Source organism: Citrobacter amalonaticus, from assembly GCF_002918555.1.
Taxonomy (GTDB): Bacteria; Pseudomonadota; Gammaproteobacteria; order Enterobacterales; family Enterobacteriaceae; genus Citrobacter_C; species Citrobacter_C amalonaticus_A.
The window spans coordinates 237497-263814 of sequence record NZ_PQMB01000003.1; the positions used below are offsets into that span (position 1 = coordinate 237497).

At 52.5% G+C, this 26318-nt stretch carries 20 protein-coding genes; 11 read left to right on the forward strand and 9 right to left on the reverse strand.

The features are described from left to right. Positions 1–338: 338 nt before the first annotated feature. The 10 genes from C3432_RS13690 to C3432_RS13735 all read left to right on the forward strand — a co-directional run bounded on the left by C3432_RS13690 (position 339) and on the right by C3432_RS13735 (position 10046). Positions 339–971 carry a winged helix-turn-helix transcriptional regulator gene (locus C3432_RS13690; protein WP_258041615.1) on the forward strand — a complete coding sequence of 211 codons (633 nt, stop codon included), beginning with the start codon at positions 339–341 and terminating at the stop codon, positions 969–971. Between the two features lie 401 nt (positions 972–1372). Then, on the forward strand, positions 1373–1903 hold the full coding sequence (locus C3432_RS13695; protein WP_103777161.1) for a fimbrial protein: 531 nt from the start codon (positions 1373–1375) through the stop codon (positions 1901–1903). 88 nt (positions 1904–1991) lie between these two features. Beyond that, complete coding sequence (locus C3432_RS13700) at positions 1992–2666, forward strand: fimbrial biogenesis chaperone (RefSeq protein ID WP_103777866.1); 675 nt, start codon at positions 1992–1994, stop codon at positions 2664–2666. A gap of 59 nt (positions 2667–2725) precedes the next feature. After that, entirely contained in the window at positions 2726–5317 is a 2592-nt protein-coding gene (locus C3432_RS13705; RefSeq protein ID WP_103777162.1) for a fimbria/pilus outer membrane usher protein, read from the forward strand. A 36-nt stretch (positions 5318–5353) separates the two neighbouring features. Further along, positions 5354–6379 (forward strand): fimbrial protein, encoded by a 1026-nt coding sequence (locus tag C3432_RS13710; protein WP_103777163.1) that lies wholly within the window; start codon positions 5354–5356, stop codon positions 6377–6379. Between the two features lie 39 nt (positions 6380–6418). Next, positions 6419–6955 carry a fimbrial protein gene (locus C3432_RS13715; RefSeq protein WP_103777164.1) on the forward strand — a complete coding sequence of 179 codons (537 nt, stop codon included), beginning with the start codon at positions 6419–6421 and terminating at the stop codon, positions 6953–6955. Positions 6956–6986: 31 nt separating this feature from the next. Beyond that, entirely contained in the window at positions 6987–7487 is a 501-nt protein-coding gene (locus C3432_RS13720; protein ID WP_049282604.1) for a fimbrial protein, read from the forward strand. An 80-nt stretch (positions 7488–7567) separates the two neighbouring features. Continuing rightward, positions 7568–8593 (forward strand): fimbrial protein, encoded by a 1026-nt coding sequence (locus tag C3432_RS27475; protein WP_146050921.1) that lies wholly within the window; start codon positions 7568–7570, stop codon positions 8591–8593. Between the two features lie 40 nt (positions 8594–8633). Beyond that, positions 8634–9149, forward strand: coding sequence for a fimbrial protein (locus C3432_RS13730; protein ID WP_103777165.1), 516 nt, complete (start codon positions 8634–8636; stop codon positions 9147–9149). A gap of 261 nt (positions 9150–9410) precedes the next feature. Beyond that, positions 9411–10046: a helix-turn-helix transcriptional regulator gene (locus C3432_RS13735; protein WP_103777166.1), complete on the forward strand. Its 636-nt coding sequence runs from the start codon at positions 9411–9413 to the stop codon at positions 10044–10046. A 46-nt stretch (positions 10047–10092) separates the two neighbouring features. Here the strand turns inward: C3432_RS13735 and eno are convergent, their stop codons facing one another. The 5 genes from eno to rlmD all read right to left on the reverse strand — a co-directional run bounded on the left by eno (position 10093) and on the right by rlmD (position 17868). Continuing rightward, the gene (eno, locus tag C3432_RS13740; RefSeq protein WP_103777167.1) at positions 10093–11388 is read right to left on the reverse strand and encodes a phosphopyruvate hydratase; all 1296 of its coding nucleotides are present in this window, start codon (positions 11386–11388) and stop codon (positions 10093–10095) included. Between the two features lie 90 nt (positions 11389–11478). After that, positions 11479–13116: a glutamine hydrolyzing CTP synthase gene (gene pyrG / locus C3432_RS13745; RefSeq protein ID WP_103777168.1), complete on the reverse strand. Its 1638-nt coding sequence runs from the start codon at positions 13114–13116 to the stop codon at positions 11479–11481. A 227-nt stretch (positions 13117–13343) separates the two neighbouring features. Next, positions 13344–14135, reverse strand: coding sequence for a nucleoside triphosphate pyrophosphohydrolase (gene mazG, locus C3432_RS13750; protein WP_103777169.1), 792 nt, complete (start codon positions 14133–14135; stop codon positions 13344–13346). 93 nt (positions 14136–14228) lie between these two features. After that, positions 14229–16463 carry a GTP diphosphokinase gene (gene relA, locus C3432_RS13755; protein WP_103777170.1) on the reverse strand — a complete coding sequence of 745 codons (2235 nt, stop codon included), beginning with the start codon at positions 16461–16463 and terminating at the stop codon, positions 14229–14231. Between the two features lie 97 nt (positions 16464–16560). After that, the gene (gene rlmD / locus C3432_RS13760) at positions 16561–17868 is read right to left on the reverse strand and encodes a 23S rRNA (uracil(1939)-C(5))-methyltransferase RlmD (RefSeq protein ID WP_103777171.1); all 1308 of its coding nucleotides are present in this window, start codon (positions 17866–17868) and stop codon (positions 16561–16563) included. Positions 17869–17925: 57 nt separating this feature from the next. Between rlmD and barA the strand changes: the two genes are divergently transcribed. After that, positions 17926–20682, forward strand: coding sequence for a two-component sensor histidine kinase BarA (gene barA, locus C3432_RS13765; protein WP_103777172.1), 2757 nt, complete (start codon positions 17926–17928; stop codon positions 20680–20682). Positions 20683–20760: 78 nt separating this feature from the next. Here the strand turns inward: barA and C3432_RS13770 are convergent, their stop codons facing one another. The 4 genes from C3432_RS13770 to gudP form a co-directional block, all read right to left on the reverse strand. Further along, on the reverse strand, positions 20761–21912 hold the full coding sequence (locus C3432_RS13770) for a glycerate kinase (protein ID WP_103777173.1): 1152 nt from the start codon (positions 21910–21912) through the stop codon (positions 20761–20763). A gap of 81 nt (positions 21913–21993) precedes the next feature. Next, entirely contained in the window at positions 21994–23334 is a 1341-nt protein-coding gene (gene gudD / locus C3432_RS13775) for a glucarate dehydratase (protein ID WP_103777174.1), read from the reverse strand. A 20-nt stretch (positions 23335–23354) separates the two neighbouring features. Further along, positions 23355–24695, reverse strand: a complete 1341-nt coding sequence (locus tag C3432_RS13780; protein ID WP_103777175.1) for an enolase C-terminal domain-like protein — start codon at positions 24693–24695, stop codon at positions 23355–23357. Continuing rightward, entirely contained in the window at positions 24692–26050 is a 1359-nt protein-coding gene (gudP, locus tag C3432_RS13785) for a galactarate/glucarate/glycerate transporter GudP (protein ID WP_103777176.1), read from the reverse strand. Before gudP ends, C3432_RS13780 begins: the two co-directional genes overlap by 4 nt. Positions 26051–26318: the final 268 nt, after the last annotated feature.

Sequence of the window (26318 nt, forward strand, 5' to 3'; positions counted from 1 at the left end):
CCCTCACGCAAACGATAATTATGATAATTATTTTAAATTTTTAAAAGTTGTTTATGGGTGTAAAATTACACCCATAAACAACTTGCATAAATAGCTATAATACCATTATGGGAACTGAATCCATTTTTCTTAAAAATCATCCTGTTTGATATTCCAGCCGGTTGGGCAAAAGGCAAACAGTAATAAAAGATTAAAATATTTATCAGGAATATTTTGTTATATAAACAAACTTCAATATTACTTTGAACCTATTGATTTAAAAAGAAATAAGATTAAAATTCATCAGATAATTCTGATCTGCATTTTAAATGAGCATCAATCAACAGGAGGCGTATTTTATGGACATCGAACATCCGGATCGCAGTCAGATCCTCTCTGCAACCGCCGAACTGCTGGAAAGCCTGGCTCCCCTGGCGACTTTTGCTATGTATCCTCCCAACACCCGGTTATATCTTTATAATAATGGCGTTGCGTACTGCTATCTGGTACGAAGCGGCGTGTGCAACGTCTATCATCAGACGAGTGAAATTCTGCTGGGGACGCTGTATGTGCCAGGGATCATGGGCCTCAGTGGAACACTTTACGCCGAGGCGGGAATGTTTATTCAGACCCACAGTACCTCTGAGATCGCCATTACCCGCACCGATAAGGTCAACCAGTTCGTCACCGAACACAATCTCTGGAGGCTGCTGGCCTGCCATACCCTCAGAGTCACCTCACGACTGTATACGATAAATACCAGACTCATGGCCACCTGTGCCTATGAAATTGTCCGCATTCAGCTACAGGAATTGATGAGTGAACCACCGGAATACAGACAGGATGTTTCTGCCGCGCAGTATATCCAGCAGAAAACCAGCCTTTCACGTAGCAGCATTATGAAAATCCTCGCCCAGCTTAAAAAAGGGGGCTATATCAGCATTGAAAACGGCATCCTTATGACAATCGGGCATCTTCCGCTAAAGTACTAACCTACTGTTTCAACGAGAAAAATAATGCGTTCTCTTCGATGAAACGTTTGCCTTTATAATATGTTCTTGTTTTGTTAACTGGCAGTCGCTATTTTCCCGAGACTTACCGCCCCCCTCTGGCATAACCCTTTCATCACGGAAAACACACAGGGTGTAAAATTACACCCAAAAAAGTGTTGCCGGATATTTTCAAATGAATAAGAATAATCCCATACAAATTATAACGCTTGACAAACTTGTTTTAAATATAAAATCAGGGAACTGTCATTGTTATTAATATTATCTTTAGAAATCTGTGAACCTGGAAACGGGACACTATTCTATTGATAAATTTCAACAAGTTGCCGTCTGCCTGGCAATATATTAATACCAATAAATTGAATATACTCAAGGAATAGATCATGAAAAGCAAATTACTGCCACTGGGAGTGCTGATTTCATCTCTGGCTGGATTTTCAGCGATGGCAGCTGATGGGGAGGTGAATTTTAACGGCGAGATTATTGATGCCGCCTGTAAAGTCACCAATAGTCCGGCCAGCCCGCTGACGGTCACATTAGGTCAGGTCAGTAAGAGCGCCTTTACCAACTCAGGCTCTACCGCTGCGCCGACCAAATTCACGTTGCAGCTCACGGATTGCCCGGTAAGCGCAACCAAGGCGGCCGTGAAGTTTGACGGTACCCCGGTGCCGGGAAATCCTGGCGTGCTGGCCCTGACCGCAGAAACGGGCGTGGCAGGCGGCGTGGGGATTCAATTATACGACGATGCCAATACCGCGATTCCGCTGTATAACGCATCCAGACAATACCCCCTGACCTCAGGCACCGGCGTGGTGAATAATCTGGATTTTATTGCGCGCTATATCGCCACATCGACAGCAGTTACCGTAGGTAAGGCTAATTCAATGGCAAGCTTCACCATTGTTTATAATTAATAGCCTGTCATATCTGCATAGCGAAATTGTTATTCGGGCCGGTGGATTATTGTCGGTCCGCCCTCACTCTTTTAATGAATGATTAATGATGAAACTTATTCCTCTCACCTTGCTGACTGCACTAATAATGACCTCCGGGTTAGCTCAGGCTGGCCTGATTGTGGGTGGCACCCGCTTAATTTACGACGGGAGTAAGAAAGAGTCTTCAATTAATGTGAGCAACCCGGACCAGGCACCTTATCTGGTACAAAGCTGGGTCGAGCCCGAAATTAATCGCGCAGAGAAAACGCCGTTTGTGATCACCCCGCCGTTATTTCGTCTGGACGGCGGTCAGGAAAATGTCCTGCGCGTCGTGCGGGCGGGCGGGAATCTCCCGCAGGACAGGGAGTCGCTGTACTGGCTGAATATTAAGAGCATCCCCTCGATAGAAAAAGATCAGGGTAAGAACATGTTGCAGATCGCGGTCAAGACGCGCATCAAACTGATCTATCGCCCTGAAGGTTTAAAAGGATCGGCGGAAGCGTTAACCCATAAGCTGTCCTGGCAGCGCCGCGGCAACCGGCTGGAGGTGAGTAACCCGACTTCATTTTATATGAATTTCCAGAGCGTTATCGTTGCAGGTAAAGAGCTGGAAGATGCCCGGTATGTTGCGCCGCAAAGTAGCGCCAGTTTTGAATTACCTGGCGGTGCGGGTAATAGCGTGAGCTGGAAAATTATTAATGATTACGGCGGAATCGGCGAGCTTCATCGTGCTCCATTCTGATAAATAACAGCACAGGCATCCGGCGTTAATTATTTACCCCTCAGGGAAGGACTACACAGATGAGGAGCCCAAAAAACCTGCGCGAATATCCACAGCCCAATAATATTGGCAGGCTGATTTATCTTTTTTCGGCACCCTTTTTACTATTGAATTTAACAACTTTTGCCTCACACGCCAGGGAATATTTTAATCCGCTGATGCTGGAAATTGACAATCCGCATCAGGGAAAGACCGATCTTAGCGTATTTGAAGAGGAAAACGGTCAGGCGCCAGGTATTTATCGGGTCGATATCTCTGTCAACAATCAGTTTCAGGAAACCCGGGAAGTGGAGTTCAGCATGCAGCCCGGCCCGGACGGGAAAGCGCTTCTGTCGCCATGCCTGAGCGTGAGCCAGCTTAGCGCGATGGGAGTCAAAACCGCCCTGTTCCCGGATCTGGGCGATGCCGCCGCGCCGTGCGCCAGGCTGGACGCGATCCCGCAGGCCAGCGCTGAGTTTCGCTTTAGCGCGCAGCAACTGCTGTTGAGCATTCCGCAGGCCGCCATTGTGATGAATCCACGCGATTACGTTCCTGAAACGCAGTGGGATGATGGGATCACCGCCCTGCTGCTTAATTACAGCGTGAACGGCGCCAGTACCCGGGCGCGGGATCGTAGCGGCACGGACAGTACGACCCAGTACGCCAACCTGCGTCCCGGTATGAACATCGGTCCCTGGCGGCTGCGTAATTACACGACTTTTCAGCGGGATAATAACGGTCGCGACAGCTGGGACACCGTCTATACCTATTTGTCCCGTGATATTCGCGTCCTGAAGAGCCAGCTGGTGCTGGGAGACAGCGCCTCCCCGTCCGATATTTTCGACAGCGTTCCCTTTCGCGGCGCGCAGCTGGCGTCCGACGAGGAGATGATCCCCGACAGCATGAAAGGCTATGCGCCGGCGATCAAAGGCATCGCGCGAACCAACGCGCAGGTGATTATCCGGCAGAACGGGTATGTTATTTATCAGAGCTATGTGGCGCCGGGTGCATTTGAAATCAACGACATGTACGCCACCGGCGGCAGCGGGGATCTCTATGTGACGATTAAAGAAGATAACGGCAGCGAGCAGAATCTCGTCGTACCGTTTGCCTCGCTGCCGGTGCTCCAGCGTGAACAGCGGCTGAAATATTCGCTGACCAGCGGCCAGTATCGTTCGTATGACCGCAGCGTGGAAAAGACGCCGTTTAGCCAGGCGACGCTGATCTACGGCCTGCCCCGGGGTTTTACCCTCTACGGCGGCGGCCAGTTCGCGGATCACTATCAGTCGCTGGCGCTGGGAGTCGGTAAAAATCTGGGGGAAATTGGCGCGATTTCTCTGGATGTCACCCAGGGCTGGTCGAAGATACAGAACCAGCCGAAGGAGAGAGGCCAGTCATGGCGGATCCGCTACAGCAAAAATATTGTCGAAACCGGGACTAACTTCGCCATTGCCGGTTATCGCTACTCGACCGACGGCTATTACACGCTGGCAGAAGTCATGGATACCTGGCGCGGCGGGAGCAACCCGACGTTTTTCGAGCGCAGGCGTAACCGTACTGAACTGTCGCTGAGTCAGAACTTGTGGGAAAGAGCGGGCTCGCTGTCGCTGAGCCTGATAAACGAAGACTACTGGAACAGCGGCCGGACCCTGCGGTCGATGAGCGCCGGTTACAACAATAGCTGGAACGGCATCAGCTACGGGTTTAATTACAGCTATAACATTAACTCGACGTCGCGCAGCGGGCGCTCCGGCAAAGAAAAGGTCTATGAGCGCGACCAGGTGTTCTCACTGAACGTCAGCATTCCACTGAGCCACTGGTTGAGTAATACCCACGCGTCGTGGAACGTCAGCAGCAGCCAGAAAGGAGACACCAATCACACCGTGGGTCTCAATGGTACGACGCTTGAGGGCAATAACCTGAACTGGAGCATCCAGCAGAGTTACGGCAGCCAGGGGACGGGCAACGGCGGCAATCTGAACGCTGACTATCGCGGAACCTATGCTGAAGTCACCGCTGGTTATGCTTACGACAAAAACAGCCAGCGGCTGAACTACGGTCTACAGGGCGGGATAGTCGCGCACGCCAGCGGCGTCACCTTCGGCCAACCGCTGGGTGAAACCATGGCGCTGGTTCAGGCACCGGGAGCCTCCGGGGTTGGCGTGAGCAATCAGAGCGGGGTGAAAACCGACTGGCGCGGCTATGCCATCGTGCCTTATACCTCGCCCTACCGTAAAAACCAGGTGCAGCTGAATACGCTGACGCTGCCCGATAACGTAGAGCTGATGCAGACCACCCGCAACGTGGTGCCGACGCGGGGAGCCGTGGTGCAGGCCAGCTTTAACGCCAGCGTGGGCCAGCGCGTGATGATGACGCTATTGCTGCAAGGAGGAATGCCGGTGCCATTTGGCGCGACGGTCAGCGATACCGCCCAGAAAAGCGCCCAGGCGTTTATCGTTGGCGATGGCGGACAGGTATATCTGACCGGTCTGGCCGACAGCGGCAAACTAAGAGTGAAATGGGGGAAAGGCGCAGAGCAGCAGTGTCAGGTGAACTATTCCCTGGATAAAGCGACGCCGGAAAATAGCGGCATTCAGATTATAAACGGCCAGTGTCGCGAAATGGGTTATTGAGAATAGCCACCTGAAATAACGGTGAGGGTATGCGTTATGTTACAGAAAAAAAATAATCATATATTCCCCCTGGTATTAGGGTTAACCGGTGCGTTTACTGCCTCTGTTGAAGCGGCCAGCTGTGTAAATTCCGGCGGGTATTATACGTTCTCAGGAACGTTAAATTATCAACGTGACGACGCTACCATGAATGTTTTCAGTCATAAATTTGAATCTAATGGTAGCAAAGTATGGGGGCTGGTTTGCACCGGGGATCCTGACGCCGACAGAGATGTGTACTTGCGTTTACAGGTTAATTCAGCCCCCGTTGCAGGTTATACCGATGTCTATCCCACGAATATTGACGGAATTGGCGTTCGTTATAATTTTGCCCTGAATACAGGCTCACTGTCTTTTTGCCCGGTGCAGTTTGACGATCATATTTCAAACTCAACCCGGACTTACACCTGCCATCTACTTAAAAAGGACACGCAGGGTTTATCCATGGGAGCATCACTGCAATTTGTGAAAACAAAGCCCAGTGTCTCCTCAGGAGCAATAACGACAATACCGTCTCTAACCTCAGGCTATTCGTTAAATAATCAAAGCGGACAGTGGGATTTAAATCCCATCTGGTCAGGCTCGGGGTCTGCGGTAGTGACGGTCCAGGCCTGCGCAATAAATAACTCGAGTATCGCTGTCCCCCTGGATCCGGTATTAGCGGATAGTTTTAGCGGTGCAGGATCCACCAAAGGCGAGCGGACCTTCACGATAGATCTTAACTGCGATGCAGGTGCCCGGATTAACGCATCGTTAAGCGGGACGCAAAATGCTGAAACCTCCAATGACAGTATCCTGGCGTTATCGGGAGCCGGGACGTCAGGGGTTGCGAGCGGAATCGGGATCCAATTGCTGTATGGCAATACGCCTCTGAAGCTGAATAGCAACATCGTGCTGAAAACCTCAGCAGGCGGGCAGGAATTCCCTCCGGGAGCCTTTACCGCACGCTATTTTCAGACGAAAGACAACGTGACCGCGGGCAGCGCTAACGCCACAGCGACGCTCAATATTACTTATCAGTAGACGGCTCCGCCATCAGAGTTATACAAGGAGAGGAATAAAATGAATATTCATAAAAGATTCATTCATCTGGCGCTGGCGGGGCTGTATTTAGCGGCAACAATCAATATTGCCGGGGCCGAACCGGTCAATATTAATGTTACCGGCAAAGTCGTCGCCTCACCTTGCACCGTTGACACCACCAAATCACAGCTCAATGTTAATTTGGGTGATGATATTCAGGCCACCGCCCTGGCACAGCCTGGTAACGTCACAACATTCAAAATCTTTTATTTAATCTTAAAAGATTGTCCTTTCGGCACAACATCGGTAACGGCGGCCTTTTCCGGAACGCCAGCAGCAAACAGCCCCGGGGAGTATGCCAATACCGGGACGGCAACCAATGTTAACGTACAGCTTAAAGAGAGTCTGGGTTCCGGTAACGGTAAGTTTTTAGGTCCGGGAACCACATTAAAGCGTAATGTTGCAACCGACCGCACTGTCTCCTTCCCGATAGGCGCACGCGCCATTGCCGCAGCGGCAGACGTCATGCCCGGTACGATAGTGAGCGTTTCACAAGTCACCTTCACCTATCAGTAAACCTGACTTCTCTGCTCAACGGGTGTTTATCATGCAGCAACAAATGAAATATGTTCTCCCCGCACTTTGTCTGGCGTGCCCTGCATATGCTGCGGAGATCAATATCGGTGGTCATGTTGTGGCTTCTCCCTGCGTAGTCGATATCGCCTCGCAAAACCAGAGCGTTAATTTCGGCCAGCTCCGCTTAAATGAAATGCGCGCCGACGGAAATGCTTCCGCGTGGAAATCGTTTGAGGTGAAGCTTTTCAAATGCCCGGCAGGAACGACATCGGTGGACGTGACGTTCAACGGACAGCCGGCCGCAGAAGATCCCACGTTGTATGCCAGTACGGGGACCGCCGCCAACGCCGCCGTGCAAATGGCCCGGGACACGAACAAGGCGCAGGTGCAGGGAAACGGCAGCAGCATGAACGTCCCCGTTGACGCTCAGCGCAAGGCGACCTTCTTACTGGCTGGTCGGGTGATTGTCTCTGACACTACCCTACCGGGTACGTTTAATTCCCTGGTACAAATGAATTTTACTTACCGATAAACAAAACCACCCTGCTTAGAGCCAGGCTCTGAATGGGTTGCTGAGAATAGTCACCTTAAATAGCGGTGAGGGTATGCGTTATGTTACAGATACAGAAGAATCATATATTCGTCCTGGGACTTGGGTTAACCGGTGCGTTTACTGCCTCTGTTGAAGCGGCCAGCTGTAATAATTCCGGTGGGTATTACACGTTCTCAGGAACGTTAAATTATCAACGTGACGACGCCACCATGAATGTCTTCAGTGATAAATTTGGATCTATTAGCAGCGAAGTATGGGGGTTGGGTTGCTTTGGGGATCCTGACGCCGACAGAGATGTGTACTTGCGTTTACAGGTTAATTCGGCCCCCGTTGCGGGTTATACCGATGTCTATCCCACGAATGTTGACGGAATTGGCGTTCGTTATAATTTTGCCCTGAATACAGGCTCATTGTCTTTTTGCCCGGTGCAGTTTGACGATCATATTGCAAACTCAACCCGGACTTACATCTGCCATATACTTAAAAAGGACACGCAGGGTTTATCCATGGGTGCATCACTGCAATTTGTGAAAACAAGGCCCAATGTCGCCTCAGGAGCAATAACGACAATACCGTCTGTAACCTCAAGCTATTCGTTAAATAATCAAAGCGGGCAGTGGGATTTAAATCCCATCTGGTCGGGTTCGGGGTCAGTGGTGGTAACGGTCCAGGCCTGTGCAATAAATAACTCGAGTATCGCTGTCCCCCTGGATCCGGTATTAGCGGATAGTTTTACCGGAGCAGGAACCACCAAAGGCGATCGGACTTTCACAATAGACCTGAACTGTGATGCGGGAGCCCGCATTAACGCATCGTTAAGTGGGACGCAAAGTGCAGAGACCGCCAATGATAGTATCCTGGCGTTATCGGGAGCAGGAACGTCAGGGGTTGCGAGCGGAATCGGGATCCAGCTGCTGTATGGCAATACGCCCCTGAAGCTGAATAACAACATCGTGCTGAAAACCTCAACAGGCGGTCAGGAATTTCCTCCGGGAGCCTTTACCGCACGCTATTTTCAGACGAAAAACAACGTGACCGCAGGCAGCGCTAACGCCACTGCGACGCTCAATATTACTTATCAGTAAGCAACTCGGCCATCAGAATTATAAAAAGGAGAGGAATAAAATGAATATTCATAAAAAGTACATTCATCTGGCGCTGGCAGGACTGTATCTGGGGACGACAATCAGTATTGCCGGGGCCGAACCCACCAATATTAATATTACCGGGAAAGTTATTGCGTCCCCGTGTGTCGTAGCCAGTGGCAGCAATATCAATGTTAATTTAGGAGACATCCCGGCTGCAGATATTGCAGTGGCAGGTACAACATCTACCCCGGTTAATTTTACCATTAACCTTGCCAGTTGCCCGGTGGGGACCACCAGCGTAGTCGTGACGTTTACCGGAACGGAAGATCCCGACTTTCCGGTACGCTATAAAAATACCGGAACGGCGAACGTTGCGATAGAACTGATCCAGGTCAGCACCGGTTATCTGAAAGGAAATAAAACAAATATTACTCAATCGGTACTCGCCGATCGTACCGTTACATACAATTTACGTGCCCAGGCCTATTCCAAAGGCAATGTGATGCCGGGAACGATCTCTGGTATCGTTCAGGCCAACTTTACTTACAATTAAATGACCGTGTCGCAAGTTACAATGACTTACCAGTAAACCGAAATATTTCGGTGTAAAGGATATTTCTCATGATGCAACAAATGAATTATTTCATCCTGGCGTTTTGTCCCTTATATCCGGCGACCTTTTTACTGGCTGGTCGGGTGAGCGTCTCCGTCCCCGGTACGTTTAATTCCCTGGTACAAATGAATTTTACTTACCGATAAAAAACCACCCAGCTTATTATTAAAAAAGCCTCTGTTGGCTTTCGGTATATTAAAGATGAAAATACTCATACAGGATCCTTATGAATTTTATCACGATGGATTAAAACATTTTTTTATGGAGATTTTCTTTGGAAGAATCGCTAAGAAAATTAGCTTCTTAACGCCTCACTCCCAACAAAACTTTGATAAAGCAGATATCGCTGTTATTTCTCTGGCTCCAGGAGAGCATCTCATGTGTTTTCCTGAACTGCAGAACAGGAAAACAGGAATTATTATTGGCTTAATCGATGAGGTGATTGATTCCCCCTCCGATCTGCCCTTTTGTATTGCCCGGATCATTTTTATTCACCGACAGGACTCGCTGTCGACAATCAAAGAGAAAGTACTAACTGCCTGGCGGGAATCAAGAAAACAGAAAATACAATACGGGAAAGCATTATGTTTTCATTGCCCGCAAAAAGTCCTGACCAGACAGCAAAGGCGCATCATGTCCTTTATCTGTCAGGGCATAACAACATCTGAGATTGCCCACAACATGTCAATCTCAGAGAAAACACTCTATGTGCATAAATGCATCATCCGCAAGAAGTTTAATCTGCGGACGAATCATGCGCTATTTTGCTTCCTTCAGAAACTCGCCGGTAAAAACAGCCAGCAGATTTATCTGCGTCCAGTTCCGCTGAACACATAAAAAAACCCGCCGAAGCGGGTTTTCTCTTAAGAGTGAAAGCTCAGAATTACTGACCTTTGATCTCTTTACGACCGTTGTACAGTGCTTTTTCGCCCAGCGCTTCTTCGATACGAATCAGCTGGTTGTATTTAGCAACACGGTCAGAACGGCTCATAGAACCCGTTTTGATCTGGCCAGCAGCGGTACCAACAGCCAGGTCAGCAATGGTCGCGTCTTCAGTTTCACCAGAACGGTGAGAGATAACGGCAGTGTAGCCAGCATCTTTAGCCATCTTGATTGCAGCCAGAGTTTCGGTCAGAGAACCGATCTGGTTGAATTTAATCAGGATAGAGTTAACGATGCCTTTCTCGATACCTTCTTTCAGGATCTTGGTGTTGGTTACGAACAGATCGTCACCAACCAGCTGGATTTTGTCGCCCAGAACTTTAGTCTGGTATGCGAAACCGTCCCAGTCAGACTCGTCCAGACCGTCTTCGATAGAAACGATCGGATACTGTTTGGTCAGCTCTTCCAGGAAGTGAGTGAATTCTTCAGAGGTGAACGCTTTGTTGCCTTCGCCAGCCAGAACGTATTTACCGTCTTTGTAGAATTCAGAAGCCGCGCAGTCCATCGCCAGAGTGATGTCTTTGCCCAGCTCGTAGCCAGCAGCTTTAACCGCTTCAGCGATGACAGCCAGTGCTTCAGCGTTGGAACCCAGGTTCGGCGCATAGCCGCCTTCGTCACCAACAGCCGTGTTCATACCTTTAGCTTTCAGAACTTTAGCCAGGTTATGGAACACTTCAGAACCCATACGTACCGCTTCTTTCAGGGTTTTCGCGCCAACTGGCTGAATCATAAATTCCTGAATATCAACGTTGTTGTCAGCGTGCTCGCCGCCGTTGATGATGTTCATCATCGGAACCGGCATGGAGTATTTGCCCGGAGTACCGTTCAGCTCAGCGATGTGCTCGTACAGCGGCATGCCTTTAGCGGCAGCGGCTGCTTTGGCGTTAGCCAGAGACACGGCCAGGATTGCGTTCGCACCGAAGTTGGATTTGTTTTCAGTACCGTCCAGGTCGATCATGATCTTGTCAATGCCAGCCTGATCTTTGGCATCTTTACCCAGGATAGCCTGAGCGATCGGGCCATTAACTGCGCCAACAGCTTTCAGTACGCCTTTACCCATGAAACGGGATTTGTCGCCATCGCGCAGTTCCAGCGCTTCGCGGGAACCAGTAGAAGCACCTGACGGAGCTGCTGCCATACCAACGAAACCACCTTCCAGGTGTACTTCGGCTTCAACAGTCGGGTTACCACGGGAGTCGATGATTTCACGACCGATGACTTTAACGATTTTGGACATTAGGTTTTCCTCAGTACAAGTTAAACTAAAACTCCAGACAAACAACGCGCACCTTTGGTACGCGTTGCCGTTCTAACTTTTTTTACTTCATTACTTCGCCTGACGCTTCTGGTAATCGCTGGCGGCTTTCACGAAGCCTGCAAACAGCGGATGCCCGTCACGCGGCGTTGAAGTAAATTCCGGGTGGAACTGACATGCCACAAACCACGGATGATTTGGCACTTCGATGATCTCGACTAACTGATCATCCCCGGAGCGGCCCGCAATGCGCAGACCCGCAGCTTCAATCTGTCTCAACAGCATATTGTTGACTTCGTAACGGTGACGATGGCGCTCGGTAATTGTCGGCGTACCGTACATCTGGCGAACCAGGCTATCGTCAGAAAGCTGACACGCTTGCGCGCCAAGACGCATGGTGCCACCGAGATCGCTCTTCTCGGTACGGACTTCAACGTTGCCGTCTTCATCACGCCATTCGGTAATCAGCGCCACAACCGGATACTTACAGTCTGGCACAAATTCCGTAGAGTTGGCGTTTTCCATGCCCACAACGTTACGAGCAAACTCAATCAACGCAACCTGCATACCCAGGCAAATGCCAAGGTAAGGAATATTGTTTTCACGCGCATAGCGTGCGGTAGCGATCTTACCTTCTACGCCGCGGTAGCCGAAGCCGCCAGGGATCAGGATCGCATCCAGATCTTTCAGAATTTCGACGCCACGGGTCTCAACATCCTGCGAATCAATCAGCTTGATGTTGACGGTGACGCGATTCTTCAGACCACCGTGTTTCAGCGCTTCAATCACTGACTTATAGGCATCCGGCAGTTCAATGTACTTGCCGACCATACCAATAGTGACTTCACCTGCCGGATTGGCTTCTTCATAGATAACCTGTTCCCATTCAGACAGATTAGCTTCCGGACAGTTCAAGCTGAATCGTTTACAAATATAATCGTCCAGGCCCTGGGATTTCAACAGGCCCGGGATTTTATAAATGGAATCGACATCTTTCATTGAAATAACGGCTTTTTCTGGCACATTACAGAACAATGCAATTTTTGCACGTTCGTTGGCCGGAACCGCGCGATCTGAACGGCAGATCAGAATATCTGGCTGAATACCGATAGACAGCAGCTCTTTCACGGAGTGCTGAGTCGGTTTAGTTTTGACTTCACCGGCAGCCGCCAAATAAGGCACCAGGGTCAGGTGCATGAACAGCGCGTGTTCACGACCGATATCCACCGCCAGCTGGCGAATCGCTTCAAGGAACGGCAAAGATTCGATATCACCGACCGTACCACCGATTTCAACCAGCACCACATCATGACCTTCGCCACCGGCAAGGACGCGCTCTTTAATGGCATTCGTGATATGGGGGATAACCTGAACGGTAGCGCCAAGATAGTCACCACGGCGCTCTTTACGCAGAACGTCAGAGTAGATACGACCGGTAGTGAAGTTGTTGCGGCGGCTCATTTTGGTGCGGATGAAGCGCTCATAGTGCCCCAGATCCAGGTCGGTTTCAGCGCCGTCTTCAGTAACGAACACTTCGCCGTGCTGGATTGGACTCATGGTACCCGGATCGACGTTGATGTACGGATCCAGTTTCATCATGGTCACATTGAGGCCACGGGCTTCAAGAATAGCTGCGAGGGAGGCTGCGGCAATGCCTTTACCCAGAGAGGATACGACCCCGCCGGTCACAAAAATATAGTTCGTTGTCATGCTGAACCTGAGAAGTTAGGTTTAAAAGACGATGGAATAACCAGGACGGGAAAGCAGTATACCCGAACATGACCCAGGCCACAAACTTTCATTATCCCTCCTCTTCGTCAGCTCACATTTAACATCGGGAGTGAGAAAATAGCTTCTTTGGGCTAAATGTTTTTGACGTAAATCAAGAGCTTGTTATTTAAAAAATCACACAAAACGCCCTTGACCGCCTAAAACCTTTAGAGATCAATTTCCTGGCGTTTTACCTCCTGCCAGACCTCCTCCATCGTCTCCAGGTCAATGCCCGTCATTTCCAGGCCCCGGGCGGCAACCATCCGCTCCACTTCGCGAAACCGGCGCTCAAATTTTTCGTTGGCTTTTTGTAGCGCAATCTCTGCTTTCGTCCCTAAATGGCGAGCCATATTGACGGTGGCAAACAGCAGGTCGCCCATTTCCTCCTCCAGTTTAGCCTGGTCTACGACAGCCTGCCGCGCTTCGAACATCACCTCATCGATCTCTTCATAGACCTTGTCGACTACCGGTCCCAGCGTCGTCCAGTCGAAACCAACGTTTGAGCAACGCTTCTGAATTTTTTGCGCCCGCATCAGGGCCGGTAAGCTGCGAGGGATATCATCAAGCGCCGAATGCTGCGCTTTCTGCGCGCGTTCTTCGGTTTTTATCTGCTCCCAGCGGCTCAGCGCTTCAGTGCTATCTCTGGCTGAAACATCAGCAAAAACATGGGGATGGCGACGAACCAGCTTGTCGCTGATGGCGGCGCATATATCGTTAAAGTCAAAGCGCCCTTCTTCCTGCGCCAGTTGCGCATAAAACACCACCTGGAACAGCAGATCGCCCAGCTCGCCGCGCAGGTCATCGAAATCTTCACGCGCAATAGCGTCAAGCACTTCGTAGGTTTCTTCGAGGGTATAGGGGGCGATGGTCGCGAAGGTCTGCTCTTTATCCCACGGGCAGCCATTTTCCGGGTCACGCAGGCGCTGCATAATATCGAGCAGGCGGTTGATCTGGTTCATTAAGGTATCCTGAAAACGTAGATCCGATAAGCGTAGCGCCACCGGGCAAAAAAGGCCGGATAGCGGCGTACCGCCCGATCCGGCCTGCAACGATTAATTCCCGTGCAGCCGTCGGGCATCGATCACATCGGGGACCTGATTCAGTTTACTGAGTACGCGTCCCAGAACCTGCAGGTTGTAGATTTCGATAGTCATATCGATGGTCGCAAGCTGCTGTTTCGTATCGCTGCGGCTGGCCACCCCCAGCACGTTCACCTTCTCGTTGGCCAGAATGGTGGTGATGTCGCGCAGCAGACCGCTGCGATCGTTGGCCTGAACGCGCACCACCAGCGAATATCCCGCAGAGTAGCTTTCGCCCCATACCGCATCCACAATACGTTCCGGTGCATGAGAGCGCAGCTCCACGAGCTGTTCGCAGTCCGCCCGGTGAACGGAGATACCGCGCCCCTGGGTGATGAATCCCACGATTTCATCGCCCGGAATGGGCTGGCAGCAGCGCGCGATATGGTGCATCAGGTTGCCAACCCCTTCGACGACCACGCGCCCATCGTCTTTGCGCCGGTTCTGCGGGGCATACGTTTTCTGCTGCAGCTGTTTGAGCGCAGCGGCGTCTTGCTCGGCAGCGCTCGGCTTATTGAACTGCGACTGCAGGAAGTTCACCATCTGGTTAAGACGGATATCGCCGCCGCCAATCGCCGCCAACAGCTCTTCCGGTTCGTTGAAGTTGTAGCGCGGCAGCAGATGTTTTTCGGCTTCTTTCAGGCTGATGCCCAGATGCGCCAGTTCATCATCGAGGATCTGCCGCCCGGCAAGGATATTTTTGTCACGATCCTGCTTGCGGAACCACGCATGAATTTTCGAACGGCCACGACCGGTCGTCACATAGCCCAGGTTTGGATTCAGCCAGTCGCGGCTGGGGTTCGGCTGCTTCTGGGTGATGATTTCGATCTGGTCACCCATTTGCAGCTGATAGGTAAACGGCACAATGCGACCACCGATTTTCGCCCCAATACACCGGTGTCCGACATCGCTGTGAATGTGATAAGCAAAGTCCAGCGGCGTGGATCCGGCGGGCAAATCAACCACATCGCCTTTTGGCGTAAAGACGTAAACGCGATCGTCAAAGACCTGGCTGCGCACTTCGTCCAGCATTTCGCCGGAATCTGCCATCTCTTCCTGCCAGGCAATCAGCTTACGCAGCCATGCAATCCGGTCCTCATGACCCGATCGCGCCCCGCCTGCCGCAGCGCCCTCTTTGTACTTCCAGTGAGCGGCGACGCCGAGTTCGGCATCTTCGTGCATCTGTTTGGTACGAATCTGGATCTCAACGGTTTTACCGCCCGGCCCTAACACCACCGTATGGATAGACTGATAACCGTTCGGTTTCGGATTCGCCACATAGTCGTCAAACTCATCCGGCAGGTGGCGATAGTGCGTATGCACAATCCCCAGCGCGGCGTAGCAGTCCTGCAAGCGTTCAGCGACGATACGCACGGCGCGCACATCAAACAGTTCGTCAAAGGCCAGATGCTTTTTCTGCATTTTGCGCCAGATGCTGTAGATGTGTTTCGGGCGTCCATAAACTTCCGCCTTCACGCCTTCGGTTTTCATTTCAGAACGCAGGTGCCCGACAAACTCTTCGATGTAGTGCTCACGGTCAAGGCGGCGTTCATGCAGCAGTTTGGCGATTCGCTTATATTCCGCCGGATGCAGATAGCGGAAGCAGTAATCTTCAAGCTCCCATTTCAGCTGTCCTATGCCTAACCGGTTAGCCAGCGGGGCATAGATATTGGTGCACTCTTTCGCTGCCAGCACACGCTCATCTTCCGGCGCGTCTTTAACCTCGCGCAGGTGCGCAATACGTTCGGCAAGTTTGATTACCACGCAGCGGAAGTCATCCACCATCGCCAGCAGCATACGACGAACGTTATCCACCTGCTCTGAGGAGACGGAATCGGTGTGCGTGGCTTTGAGCTGGCGAATCGCCGCCATGTCACGCACGCCATGAATAAGATTGACGATGGACTTGCCTACGCTCTCGCTCAGAATGTCTTCGCTAACCACGCTGGCATCCGCCAGAGGGAACAGCAGCGCTGCCCGCAGCGTATCGATATCCATACTCAGGGTTGAGAGGATTTCCACCATCTCCACGCCACGCCACAGCAACAGCTCTGCATCGGGGTGTCCCTGCGTCTGTTGCAGGCAATACGCCCAGGTTTCGGCTAAGCGCTCACACGACTGCTGGCTGGAGATCCCCAGACTTGCGATCCATTTCTTTGGATCAAACTCACCAGCTTTATTTATATGTGCACTTCTTACCGCAACCATCGTCCTCTCCTTAAAGGCTCAGGCCTGTCGAAATCGACAAGCCCTACCCATTGTCTTTCAAGCTGCATTGAGGCGGCAACTCGAAATCTGTTGGGTATTAAATACATGACAAACGCTCAAACAAAACCATCGACTCCAGGTGCCCAGTGTGCGGGAACATGTCGAGCATCGCCAGCCGCTGAATCTGGTATCCTGCATTCAACAACGATTCGCTATCCCGGGCCAGCGTGGCAGGATTACAGGATACATAAACAATGCGCCCGGGCTGCAATTTTATAATATGTTGCATCACACCGGCAGCCCCCGCCCGCGCAGGATCGAGCAAAACTTTATCAAAACCGTTTCTGGCCCACGGCTGCTTTGTCACATCGTCTTCAAGATTTTCGTGAAAGAATGTCACATTATGTAACTCATTTTGCCGCGCATTTTCCTGCCCTTTCTCGACCAACGCAGGGACCCCTTCCACGCCGACAACGCTTGCCGCACGGGTTGCCAGCGGCAGAGTAAAATTGCCCATACCACAGAAGAGATCCAGAACGCGGTCCTGAGGCTGTACGTCCAGCCACTCCAGCGCGCGGGCGACCATCTTCTGGTTCACCCCTTCGTTGACCTGAATAAAATCGCGTGGGCTGAAGCTTAATCGTAGCCCGTTTGATTCATACCAGGGCATCTCACCGGAAATCACGTCCAGTATCTCGCTTTGCGGCGCCAGAAACAGAGACAGCCCCTCTGAATGCGAAAAGCGTTCCAGTTTTTCTTTATCTGCCGAACTTAATGGCGCGGTGTGACGCAGGATCATCAGGGTACCACTGGCCGCCTGCACCAGTTCGACGTGACCAAGATGGCGTATCCCCTGCAGGCTGGCGATGCATGCCCTGACGGAGGGCAATATTGCCTCAAGCTGGGGCACCAGGATGGGGCAACACTTCACATCCACAATGTCACTGGAACCCGCTTTGCGGAACCCCATCTGCAACCGCTGCGTTTTAGGCTGCCAGCTCAGACTCAAACGGGCGCGACGACGGTAGCCCCACGGTTTGTCAGCAATCACGTCGCTGACCTCATGTTTCATCAGACGCGCCAGCGCCGCGCTTTTGCTACTCTGTTGCAGAGCGATACTGGCGTGCTGCTGCTGGCACCCGCCGCAAACGCCAAAATGCGGGCAACGCGGCATTTCGCGTTCCGGGCTATCATTCAGGCGATGCTTCACCTGCGCACGGGAAAATTGCTTTTTGTCTTCTGAAATCGTGACTTCCGCCCGCTCCTGCGGGAGTAATCCCGGTATAAACAGCGCTTTTCCGTTATGACGAGCAACGCCCTGGCCAAAAGAATCAAGGTCATTGACTGTAACGGTTATGATCTGGCGCGTCGTCACGCGCCGTTTTGCAGAGTAGAATTGCGCCATCGACGAGATTGTTCTCAAATTAACAGTGTGACCCTAATTGTCCCATAACGGAACTCCATGACCAACTACAGCCTGCGCGCTCGCATGATGATTCTGATCCTGGCCCCGACCGTCCTCATTGGTTTACTGCTCAGTATCTTTTTCGTGGTGCACCGCTATAACGACTTGCAGCGTCAACTGGAAGATGCCGGAGCCAGCATTATCGAACCGCTGGCGGTTTCCACAGAATATGGCATGAATCTGCAAAACCGCGAATCGATCGGGCAGCTCATCAGCGTACTGCATCGTCGGCATTCTGATATCGTGCGGGCAATTTCGGTTTATGACGAAAACAACCGGCTGTTCGTCACCTCCAATTACCATCTCGACCCGACGGAGATGCGGCTCCCGGACAACACGCCGTTTCCCCGGCGGTTGAGCGTCATGCGTCGCGGCGACATACTGGTCCTGCGTACGCCAATCATCTCTGAAAGTTATTCACCAGATGAATCACCTATCACCGATGCTAAAAACGCGAAAAATATGTTGGGATATGTGGCGCTGGAGCTGGATCTCAAGTCTGTACGGCTACAGCAGTACAAAGAAATTTTCATTTCCAGCGTTATGATGTTGTTTTGTATAGGCATCGCCCTCATTTTTGGCTGGCGTCTGATGCGCGACGTTACCGGGCCGATCCGTAATATGGTCAATACGGTTGACCGTATTCGTCGCGGGCAGCTCGACAGTCGCGTGGAAGGTTTCATGCTGGGCGAGCTGGATATGCTGAAAAACGGCATCAACTCTATGGCCATGTCGCTGGCGGCGTACCATGAAGAGATGCAGCATAATATCGATCAGGCGACCTCCGACCTGCGGGAAACGCTGGAGCAGATGGAGATTCAGAACGTCGAGCTGGATCTGGCGAAAAAACGCGCCCAGGAAGCCGCACGAATTAAATCTGAGTTTCTGGCCAACATGTCGCATGAGCTGCGTACCCCGCTCAATGGCGTGATTGGTTTCACCCGCCTGACGCTGAAAACCGAGCTTAATACGACCCAGCGCGATCATCTCAACACCATTGAACGTTCTGCCAATAATTTACTGGCAATCATCAACGACGTACTCGACTTCTCCAAGCTTGAAGCGGGCAAGCTCATTCTGGAAAGTATTCCTTTCCCACTGCGCAGTACGCTGGATGAAGTGGTGACGCTACTGGCCCATTCCTCCCATGACAAAGGGCTGGAACTGACCCTCAATATCAAAAACGACGTGCCGGATAGCGTGATTGGCGACCCGCTGCGCCTGCAACAGGTGATCACCAATCTGGTTGGCAACGCCATTAAATTCACCGAGAGAGGCAATATCGATATACTGGTTGAGAAACGCGCTCTCAGTAATACCAAAGTACAAATTGAAGTGCAGATCCGCGATACCGGCATCGGCATTCCGGAGCGCGATCAGTCGCGCCTGTTCCAGGCCTTCCGCCAGGCGGATGCCAGTATTTCGCGCCGTCACGGGGGGACAGGGCTGGGGCTGGTGATTACGCAGAAGCTGGTCAACGAAATGGGCGGGGATATCTCCTTCCACAGCCAGCCAAACCGCGGCTCCACCTTCTGGTTCCACATTAATCTCGATCTTAATCCGAACGTGGTTACTGACGGGCCTTCTACCGGCTGCCTTACCGGTAAACGCCTTGCTTATATTGAGCCTAACGCCGCCGCCGCGCAGTGTACGCTGGATATTCTGAGCGAAACACCGCTGGAAGTGGTTTACAGCCCAACGTTTTCTGCCCTGCCGCAGGATCACTACGATATTATGCTGCTGGGGATTGCGGTCACCCTCCGCGAACCGCTAACAATTCAGCATGAGCGACTGGTGAAAGCGACGCAAATGTCTGACTTCCTGCTGCTGGCGCTTCCTTGCCATGCACAAGTGAATGCTGAAAAACTCAAGCAGGATGGCGTCGCAGGCTGTCTGCTCAAACCGCTGACCTCCACACGCCTGCTTCCGGCTCTGATGGCATTTTGCCATCAGAATCAAAATGATGAGCTGGTCATGGCGGATGAAAACAAAATCGCTATGGCAGTGATGGCCGTCGATGATAATCCCGCCAACCTGAAGCTTATCGGTGTATTGCTGGAAGATCTGGTGCAACATGTTGAGCTGTGTGACAGCGGGCATCAGGCGGTGGATCGCGCCAGGCAGATGCAGTTCGATCTAATCCTGATGGATATTCAGATGCCGGATATGGACGGCATCCGGGCATGTGAGTTGATTCATCAGCTTCCCCATCAGCAGCAGACGCCGGTCATTGCGGTGACGGCACATGCGATGGCGGGACAAAAAGAGAAGCTGTTAAGCGCCGGGATGAATGATTATCTGGCGAAACCCATTGAAGAAGAGAAGCTGCATAATCTGCTATTGCGCTATAAACCCGGTACCGGGATATCGACACGGGTCCTGACGGCAGAGAGCGCTGAACCGGTTATCAATCCAAATGCCACCCTTGACTGGCAGCTGGCGCTGCGACAGGCCGCCGGGAAACCCGATCTGGCGCGAGATATGCTGCAAATGCTGATCAATTTCCTGCCGGAAGTCCGCAATAAAATTGAAGAACAGCTGGTCGGCGAAAACCCCGGGGGGCTGGTGGATTTGATACATAAACTGCACGGCAGCTGTGGCTATAGCGGCGTGCCGCGAATGAAAAATCTTTGTCAGCTGATTGAAGGCCAGCTTCGTAACGGCACCCGGGAAGAAGATCTGGAGCCGGAGTTCCTTGAACTGCTGGATGAAATGGATAACGTTGCGCGTGAAGCAAAACGGATATTAGGATAGTGGATTTGCATAAGCCGGATAAGACGCTGATGTCATTATCCGGCATGTGAATTTTCCGTTCGCCGGATGGTGCTGCGCTTACGCGTCTGGCACCATTAACTGCCCAACCTTAATCGCTGCGGCCACGTTTCGCGCCGTCATCCGCACGTTTTCGGCAGCATTCTTCAGCGCATCGTCCAGCGTACAAATGGTATAAAGCACGCTGAAAACCGCATCCAGCCCGTGCTCATGGACGACGCCGACATCCGCCGTCAGGCTACCGGCAATCCCGATAACCGGCTTATTGTACCGCTTTGCCACCTTCGCCACGCCAACGGGAACTTTACCGTGAATCGTCTGACTGTCGATACGCCCCTCACCGGTGATCACTAAATCCGCATCGGCAACGCATTCATCCAGATGCAAAGCATCGGTGACAATCTCAATGCCGCGTCGCAGCTGTGACCCGCAAAAGGCATACAACGCGGCCCCCATGCCACCCGCCGCACCGCCGCCTGCAAGCGCCAGGACATCCACATCCAGATCGCGGGCGATAAGCTGTGCATAGTTCACCAGCGCCTTATCTAACCGTGTAATCATTTCCGGCGTGGCCCCTTTTTGTGGGCCGAACACTGCGGATGCGCCCTCTTTTCCGGTCAACGTATTGGTCACATCGCAGGCCACCTCAATACGACATGCCGCCAGGCGCGGATCCAGCTGACTGATATCAATTCTTGTCAGGTTTTCCAGCGCCGCCCCGCCCTGCGCAATCTCGTTGTTCTGCGCATCAAGTAGCTTCGCTCCCAGCGCCTGGACCATTCCGGCCCCACCGTCATTGGTTGCGCTGCCGCCAAGTCCAATAATGATATGCTCCACGCCCGCGTCCAGGGCATGGCGGATCAGCTCGCCGGTTCCCCATGACGTGGTTTTGAGCGGATCGCGTAACCTCAGGGGAACCTGCTCCAGCCCGCTGGCCGCGGCCATCTCAATAAAGGCCGAGCGTTCGTCGCCGGACAAACCATAAAAAGCTTTGACGCGGTCACCAAGTGGCCCGGTGACGTCAACATGAATAATACGGCCGGATGTCGCCTCAACCATGGCTTCAACCGTTCCTTCACCACCGTCAGCAACCGGAAGCTTTACATAATCCGCATCTGGCCAGATCTCTCTGAAGCCCTGCTCAATGGCAGTCGCTACCTCAAGCGCACTCAAACTTTCCTTATAAGAGTCCGGTGCGATCACTATTTTCATAAAGCGTCCTTACGCATGTTGACTCTGTTAAGCATACACCAGGAGAGAACCGCCCCACTTATGGGAGCGGTCCCAATGCGCTTAGCGTACCATGCACGGACGCTTGTTGTCGAATGTCCAGTTCGGGATCAGATACTGCATTCCCATGGCATCATCACGCGCCCCCAGTCCATGTTTCTGATACAGCTCATGCGCCTTCATCACCTGATCCATGTCGAGCTCTACGCCCAGACCTGGTTTCACCGGTACCTGTACCATACCGCCTTTGATTTCAAACGGTTCTTTGGTCAGACGCTGATTGCCCTCCTGCCAGATCCAGTGTGTGTCGATTGCGGTGATCTTGCCTGGCGCCGCTGCGGCGACGTGAGTGAACATGGCCAGTGAAATATCAAAGTGGTTATTAGAGTGTGAGCCCCAGGTCAGGCCGAACTCATGACACATCTGCGCCACCCGTACAGACCCCTGCATGGTCCAGAAGTGTGGATCCGCCAGCGGGATATCCACGGACTGCAACGACAGCGTATGTCCCATCTGACGCCAGTCGGTGGCGATCATATTGGTCGCGGTCGGCAGGCCAGTCGCGCGACGGAATTCGGCCATCACCTCACGACCGGAGAACCCCTGCTCTGCGCCACACGGATCTTCGGCATAGGCCAGAGAGCCTCTCAGGTATTTACCGATTTTGATCGCCTCATTCAGCGACCACGCGCCGTTTGGATCCAGCGTTACGCGCGCCTGTGGAAAACGCTTCGCCAGCGCAACGATAGATTCCGCTTCTTCATCCCCAGCCAGGACACCGCCTTTCAGTTTGAAATCGTTGAAGCCATATTTTTCATACGCGGCTTCAGCCAGACGCACGACCGCATCCGGGGTCATCGCCTCTTCATGACGCAGGCGATACCAGTCGCACTTCTCATCCGGCTGGCTCTGATACGGCAGCGGCGTCGCCTTACGGTTGCCGACAAAGAACAGATAACCCAGCATTTCGACTTCGCTACGCTGCTGGCCCTCCCCCAGCAGAGATGCGACGTTAACGCCCAGATGCTGACCCAGCAGATCCAGCAGCGCCGCTTCAATCCCGGTAACCACGTGAATCGTGGTACGCAGATCAAAGGTCTGGAGTCCGCGTCCACCCGCATCGCGATCGGCAAACTCGTTGCGTACTGCATTCAACACGTTTTTGTATTCGCCCAGCGTTTTACCCACCACCAGCGGGATGGCATCTTCCAGGGTCTTACGGATTTTCTCGCCACCCGGTATCTCACCCACGCCGGTATGACCAGAGTTATCTTTGATAATCACAATATTACGCGTGAAGAATGGAGCATGTGCGCCGCTCAGATTCATCAGCATACTGTCATGCCCTGCAACCGGAATCACCTGCATCGCGGTTACGACTGGGGTAGTAAATTGTGTGCTCATAATTAAATCCTTATTCAGAATCAGTGACGACCGAAAACGGGGCGTTTACGATCAAAGCTCCAGCCGGGGATCAGGTACTGCATAGGACCCGCGTCATTACGCGCGCCGCCTGGCAGTTTTTTATAGGCTTCATGCGCCTTCTGCACCCGATCCCAATCCAGCTCCACGCCCAGCCCGGGCGCGTCCGGAACGGCAATTTGTCCGTGCTTAATCTCCAGCGGATTTTTCGTCAGGCGGCAATCGCCTTCCTGCCAGATCCAGTGGGTGTCAATCGCCGTTGGCTTACCCGGTGCCGCCGCCCCCACGTGAGTAAACATCGCCAGCGAGATATCAAAGTGGTTATTCGAATGGCAGCCCCAGGTCAGCCCCCAGTCATCGCACAGCTGCGCGACGCGAACCGCGCCGGAAAGCGTCCAGAAATGCGGGTCAGCAAGCGGAATATCGACAGCGTTGAGCATCACCGCATGGCCCATTTCACGCCAGTTAGTGGCAATCATATTGGTTGCCACCGGCAATCCTGTCGCGCGGCGGAATTCCGCCATGACTTCACGCCCGGAGAAGCCCTGCTCCGCGCCACACGGATCTTCTGCGTAGGTGAGTACGTCATTCAACCCTTTGCACAAAGAGATGGCTTCGTCCAGCAGCCAGGCGCCGTTAGGATCAACCGTAATGCGCGCATCCGGGAAACGTTTTTTCAACGCCCGGGCCGTTTCAATCTCCTGCTCGCCCGGCAACACGCCGCCTTTCAGCTTGAAGTCCTTAAAACCGTAGCGGTCCTGTGAGGCCTCGGCCAGCCGCACCACGGCTTCGCCGTCGAGCGCCTCCTGATGGCGCAGGTGATACCACTCGTGGTTGCCCGGCGTGCTCTCCAGATAGGGCAGATCGGTCTTTGTGCGATCGCCCACGTAAAAGAGATAACCCAGCACGGTCACCGCATCACGCTGCTTACCCGGCCCTAACAGCTCGCAAACCGGCACATTCAGCGCTTTACCTAACAGATCAAGCAGCGCCGCTTCAAGCGCGGCCACCGCGTTAACCCGCAGTTCAAAGGTCCAGGCGCCTTTACCGAAAGTATCAAAATCAGCGGCCTGGTTACCTTTATGCACCTGCTGCACCACTTTATTCAGACGAGCCACTTCCTGACCAAGCACCATCGGAATGGCTTCCACCAGCGTCTGCCAGATAACCTCGCCACCCGGCGCTTCACCCACGCCGGTATTTCCGGCGTTATCAGTCAATACGACGATGTTACGGGTAAAGTACGCATTATGCGCCCCCCCGATGTTAAGCAACATGCTGTCGTGCCCGGCCACCGGAATGACCTTCATATCTGTAATAACGGGGCTCGATTGTGTTGTCATGATGATTGTCCTGCTACGGGTTTCAGTTCAATACGTTTGATATCGCCCACCAGCACCAGATAGCTCAGTACTGCGACCAACGCATGTACGCCCACATAGATCAGCGCACCGTTGAAGGAACCGGTGGTGCCAACGATATAACCAATCGCAATTGGGGTAACGATGCCGGAGATATTACCGAACATGTTGAACAGGCCACCGCTCAGACCGCTGATCTCCTTCGGTGCGGTATCCGCCATCACCGCCCAGCCCAGCGCACCAATGCCTTTACCGAAGAACGCCAGCGCCATAAAGCCGATGATCATCCATTCCACGTTGACGTAGTTACAGAACACCATCACCATCGACAACAGCATCCCCATGACGATTGGCGTTTTGCGGGCAATATTCAGCGAGCCGGTCCGACGCATCAGCCAGTCAGAAATAATGCCGCCAAGCACGCCACCGATAAACCCGCAAACCGCGGGCACAGACGCGACAAACCCGGCTTTCAGAATTGACATTCCGCGCGCCTGCACCAGATATACCGGGAACCACGTGATAAAGAAGTAGGTTAAGGCGTTGATACAGTACTGTCCGATATAAACACCGATCATCATGCGTGACCCCAGCAGCTGTTTGATCTGCCCCCACTTCACGCTGAACGGCACTTTTGCTTTGGTATCTTTTTGATCCATATTGATCAACGCGCCACCCTCAGCAATGTACTCCAGCTCTTTTTTGTTGACGCCCGGATGCTGGTTCGGTTCGTGGATCACTTTCAGCCAGATAAAGCTGATGATGATCCCAAGCCCCCCCATGAAGAAGAAGACGTGTGACCAGCCCACTTCGTGGGTCAGCCACCCCATGATTGGGGCAAAGATAACGGTGGCAAAGTACTGCGCGGAGTTAAAAATCGCCACCGCCGTTCCCCTCTCCTGTGCCGGGAACCACGCCGCAACAATTCGACTGTTTCCGGGGAAGGAAGGCGCTTCAGCCAGGCCGACAAGAAAGCGCAGGGTAAACAGCGCCACAATGATGCCGAAGCCGCTAAAGATATCGACGAAGCCTTGTAGCAGGGTAAACATGGACCAGATAAAAATGGACCAAAAGTAAACGCGTTTTGAACCAAAGCGATCCAGCAGCCAGCCGCCCGGGATCTGCCCGATAACGTAGGCCCATGAGAACGCGGAGAAAACATACCCCATGCCGACCGGATCAAGGCCAATATCTTTGGCCATCTCCGAACCGGCAATGGATAAGGTGGCGCGGTCGCCATAGTTGAAGGATGTGACGATAAATAGCATCACCACTATCCAGTAGCGCGCGTTAGTGCGTTTTTCCGCACCGCTCGCAGCCTGACTTAATGAACTCATTGTTGCACTCCTGAATTTTCGCGTTAGCCACGCTCACTCTGAACTGCACAACCGGTAGGGGAATCAGAGGTGACGTTTCGTTTTTTGCAGCTTCTTATGAGGTCGTCCGCCTTGCTTACTGCATTTTTTAATAACTGGCATCAGCAGTATAAGAAGCGTCTTGCGCGCTCTCACCGTGCAACAACACAACATTTCAGTAACGTATTTCGTATATTTGTGGCAAAAGCCCAGGCTAGTGGAAGCAACGTCACGGAAATGAAAACCCCGG

Coding starts and splice junctions, on each gene's coding strand:
- C3432_RS13690 (WP_258041615.1), top strand. CDS start 339: ATGGACATCGAACATCCGGATCGCAGTCAGATCCTCTCTGCAACCGCC.
- C3432_RS13695 (WP_103777161.1), top strand. CDS start 1,373: ATGAAAAGCAAATTACTGCCACTGGGAGTGCTGATTTCATCTCTGGCT.
- C3432_RS13700 (WP_103777866.1), top strand. CDS start 1,992: ATGAAACTTATTCCTCTCACCTTGCTGACTGCACTAATAATGACCTCC.
- C3432_RS13705 (WP_103777162.1), top strand. CDS start 2,726: ATGAGGAGCCCAAAAAACCTGCGCGAATATCCACAGCCCAATAATATT.
- C3432_RS13710 (WP_103777163.1), top strand. CDS start 5,354: ATGTTACAGAAAAAAAATAATCATATATTCCCCCTGGTATTAGGGTTA.
- C3432_RS13715 (WP_103777164.1), top strand. CDS start 6,419: ATGAATATTCATAAAAGATTCATTCATCTGGCGCTGGCGGGGCTGTAT.
- C3432_RS13720 (WP_049282604.1), top strand. CDS start 6,987: ATGCAGCAACAAATGAAATATGTTCTCCCCGCACTTTGTCTGGCGTGC.
- C3432_RS27475 (WP_146050921.1), top strand. CDS start 7,568: ATGTTACAGATACAGAAGAATCATATATTCGTCCTGGGACTTGGGTTA.
- C3432_RS13730 (WP_103777165.1), top strand. CDS start 8,634: ATGAATATTCATAAAAAGTACATTCATCTGGCGCTGGCAGGACTGTAT.
- C3432_RS13735 (WP_103777166.1), top strand. CDS start 9,411: ATGAAAATACTCATACAGGATCCTTATGAATTTTATCACGATGGATTA.
- eno (WP_103777167.1), bottom strand. CDS start 11,388: ATGTCCAAAATCGTTAAAGTCATCGGTCGTGAAATCATCGACTCCCGT.
- pyrG (WP_103777168.1), bottom strand. CDS start 13,116: ATGACAACGAACTATATTTTTGTGACCGGCGGGGTCGTATCCTCTCTG.
- mazG (WP_103777169.1), bottom strand. CDS start 14,135: ATGAACCAGATCAACCGCCTGCTCGATATTATGCAGCGCCTGCGTGAC.
- relA (WP_103777170.1), bottom strand. CDS start 16,463: ATGGTTGCGGTAAGAAGTGCACATATAAATAAAGCTGGTGAGTTTGAT.
- rlmD (WP_103777171.1), bottom strand. CDS start 17,868: ATGGCGCAATTCTACTCTGCAAAACGGCGCGTGACGACGCGCCAGATC.
- barA (WP_103777172.1), top strand. CDS start 17,926: ATGACCAACTACAGCCTGCGCGCTCGCATGATGATTCTGATCCTGGCC.
- C3432_RS13770 (WP_103777173.1), bottom strand. CDS start 21,912: ATGAAAATAGTGATCGCACCGGACTCTTATAAGGAAAGTTTGAGTGCG.
- gudD (WP_103777174.1), bottom strand. CDS start 23,334: ATGAGCACACAATTTACTACCCCAGTCGTAACCGCGATGCAGGTGATT.
- C3432_RS13780 (WP_103777175.1), bottom strand. CDS start 24,695: ATGACAACACAATCGAGCCCCGTTATTACAGATATGAAGGTCATTCCG.
- gudP (WP_103777176.1), bottom strand. CDS start 26,050: ATGAGTTCATTAAGTCAGGCTGCGAGCGGTGCGGAAAAACGCACTAAC.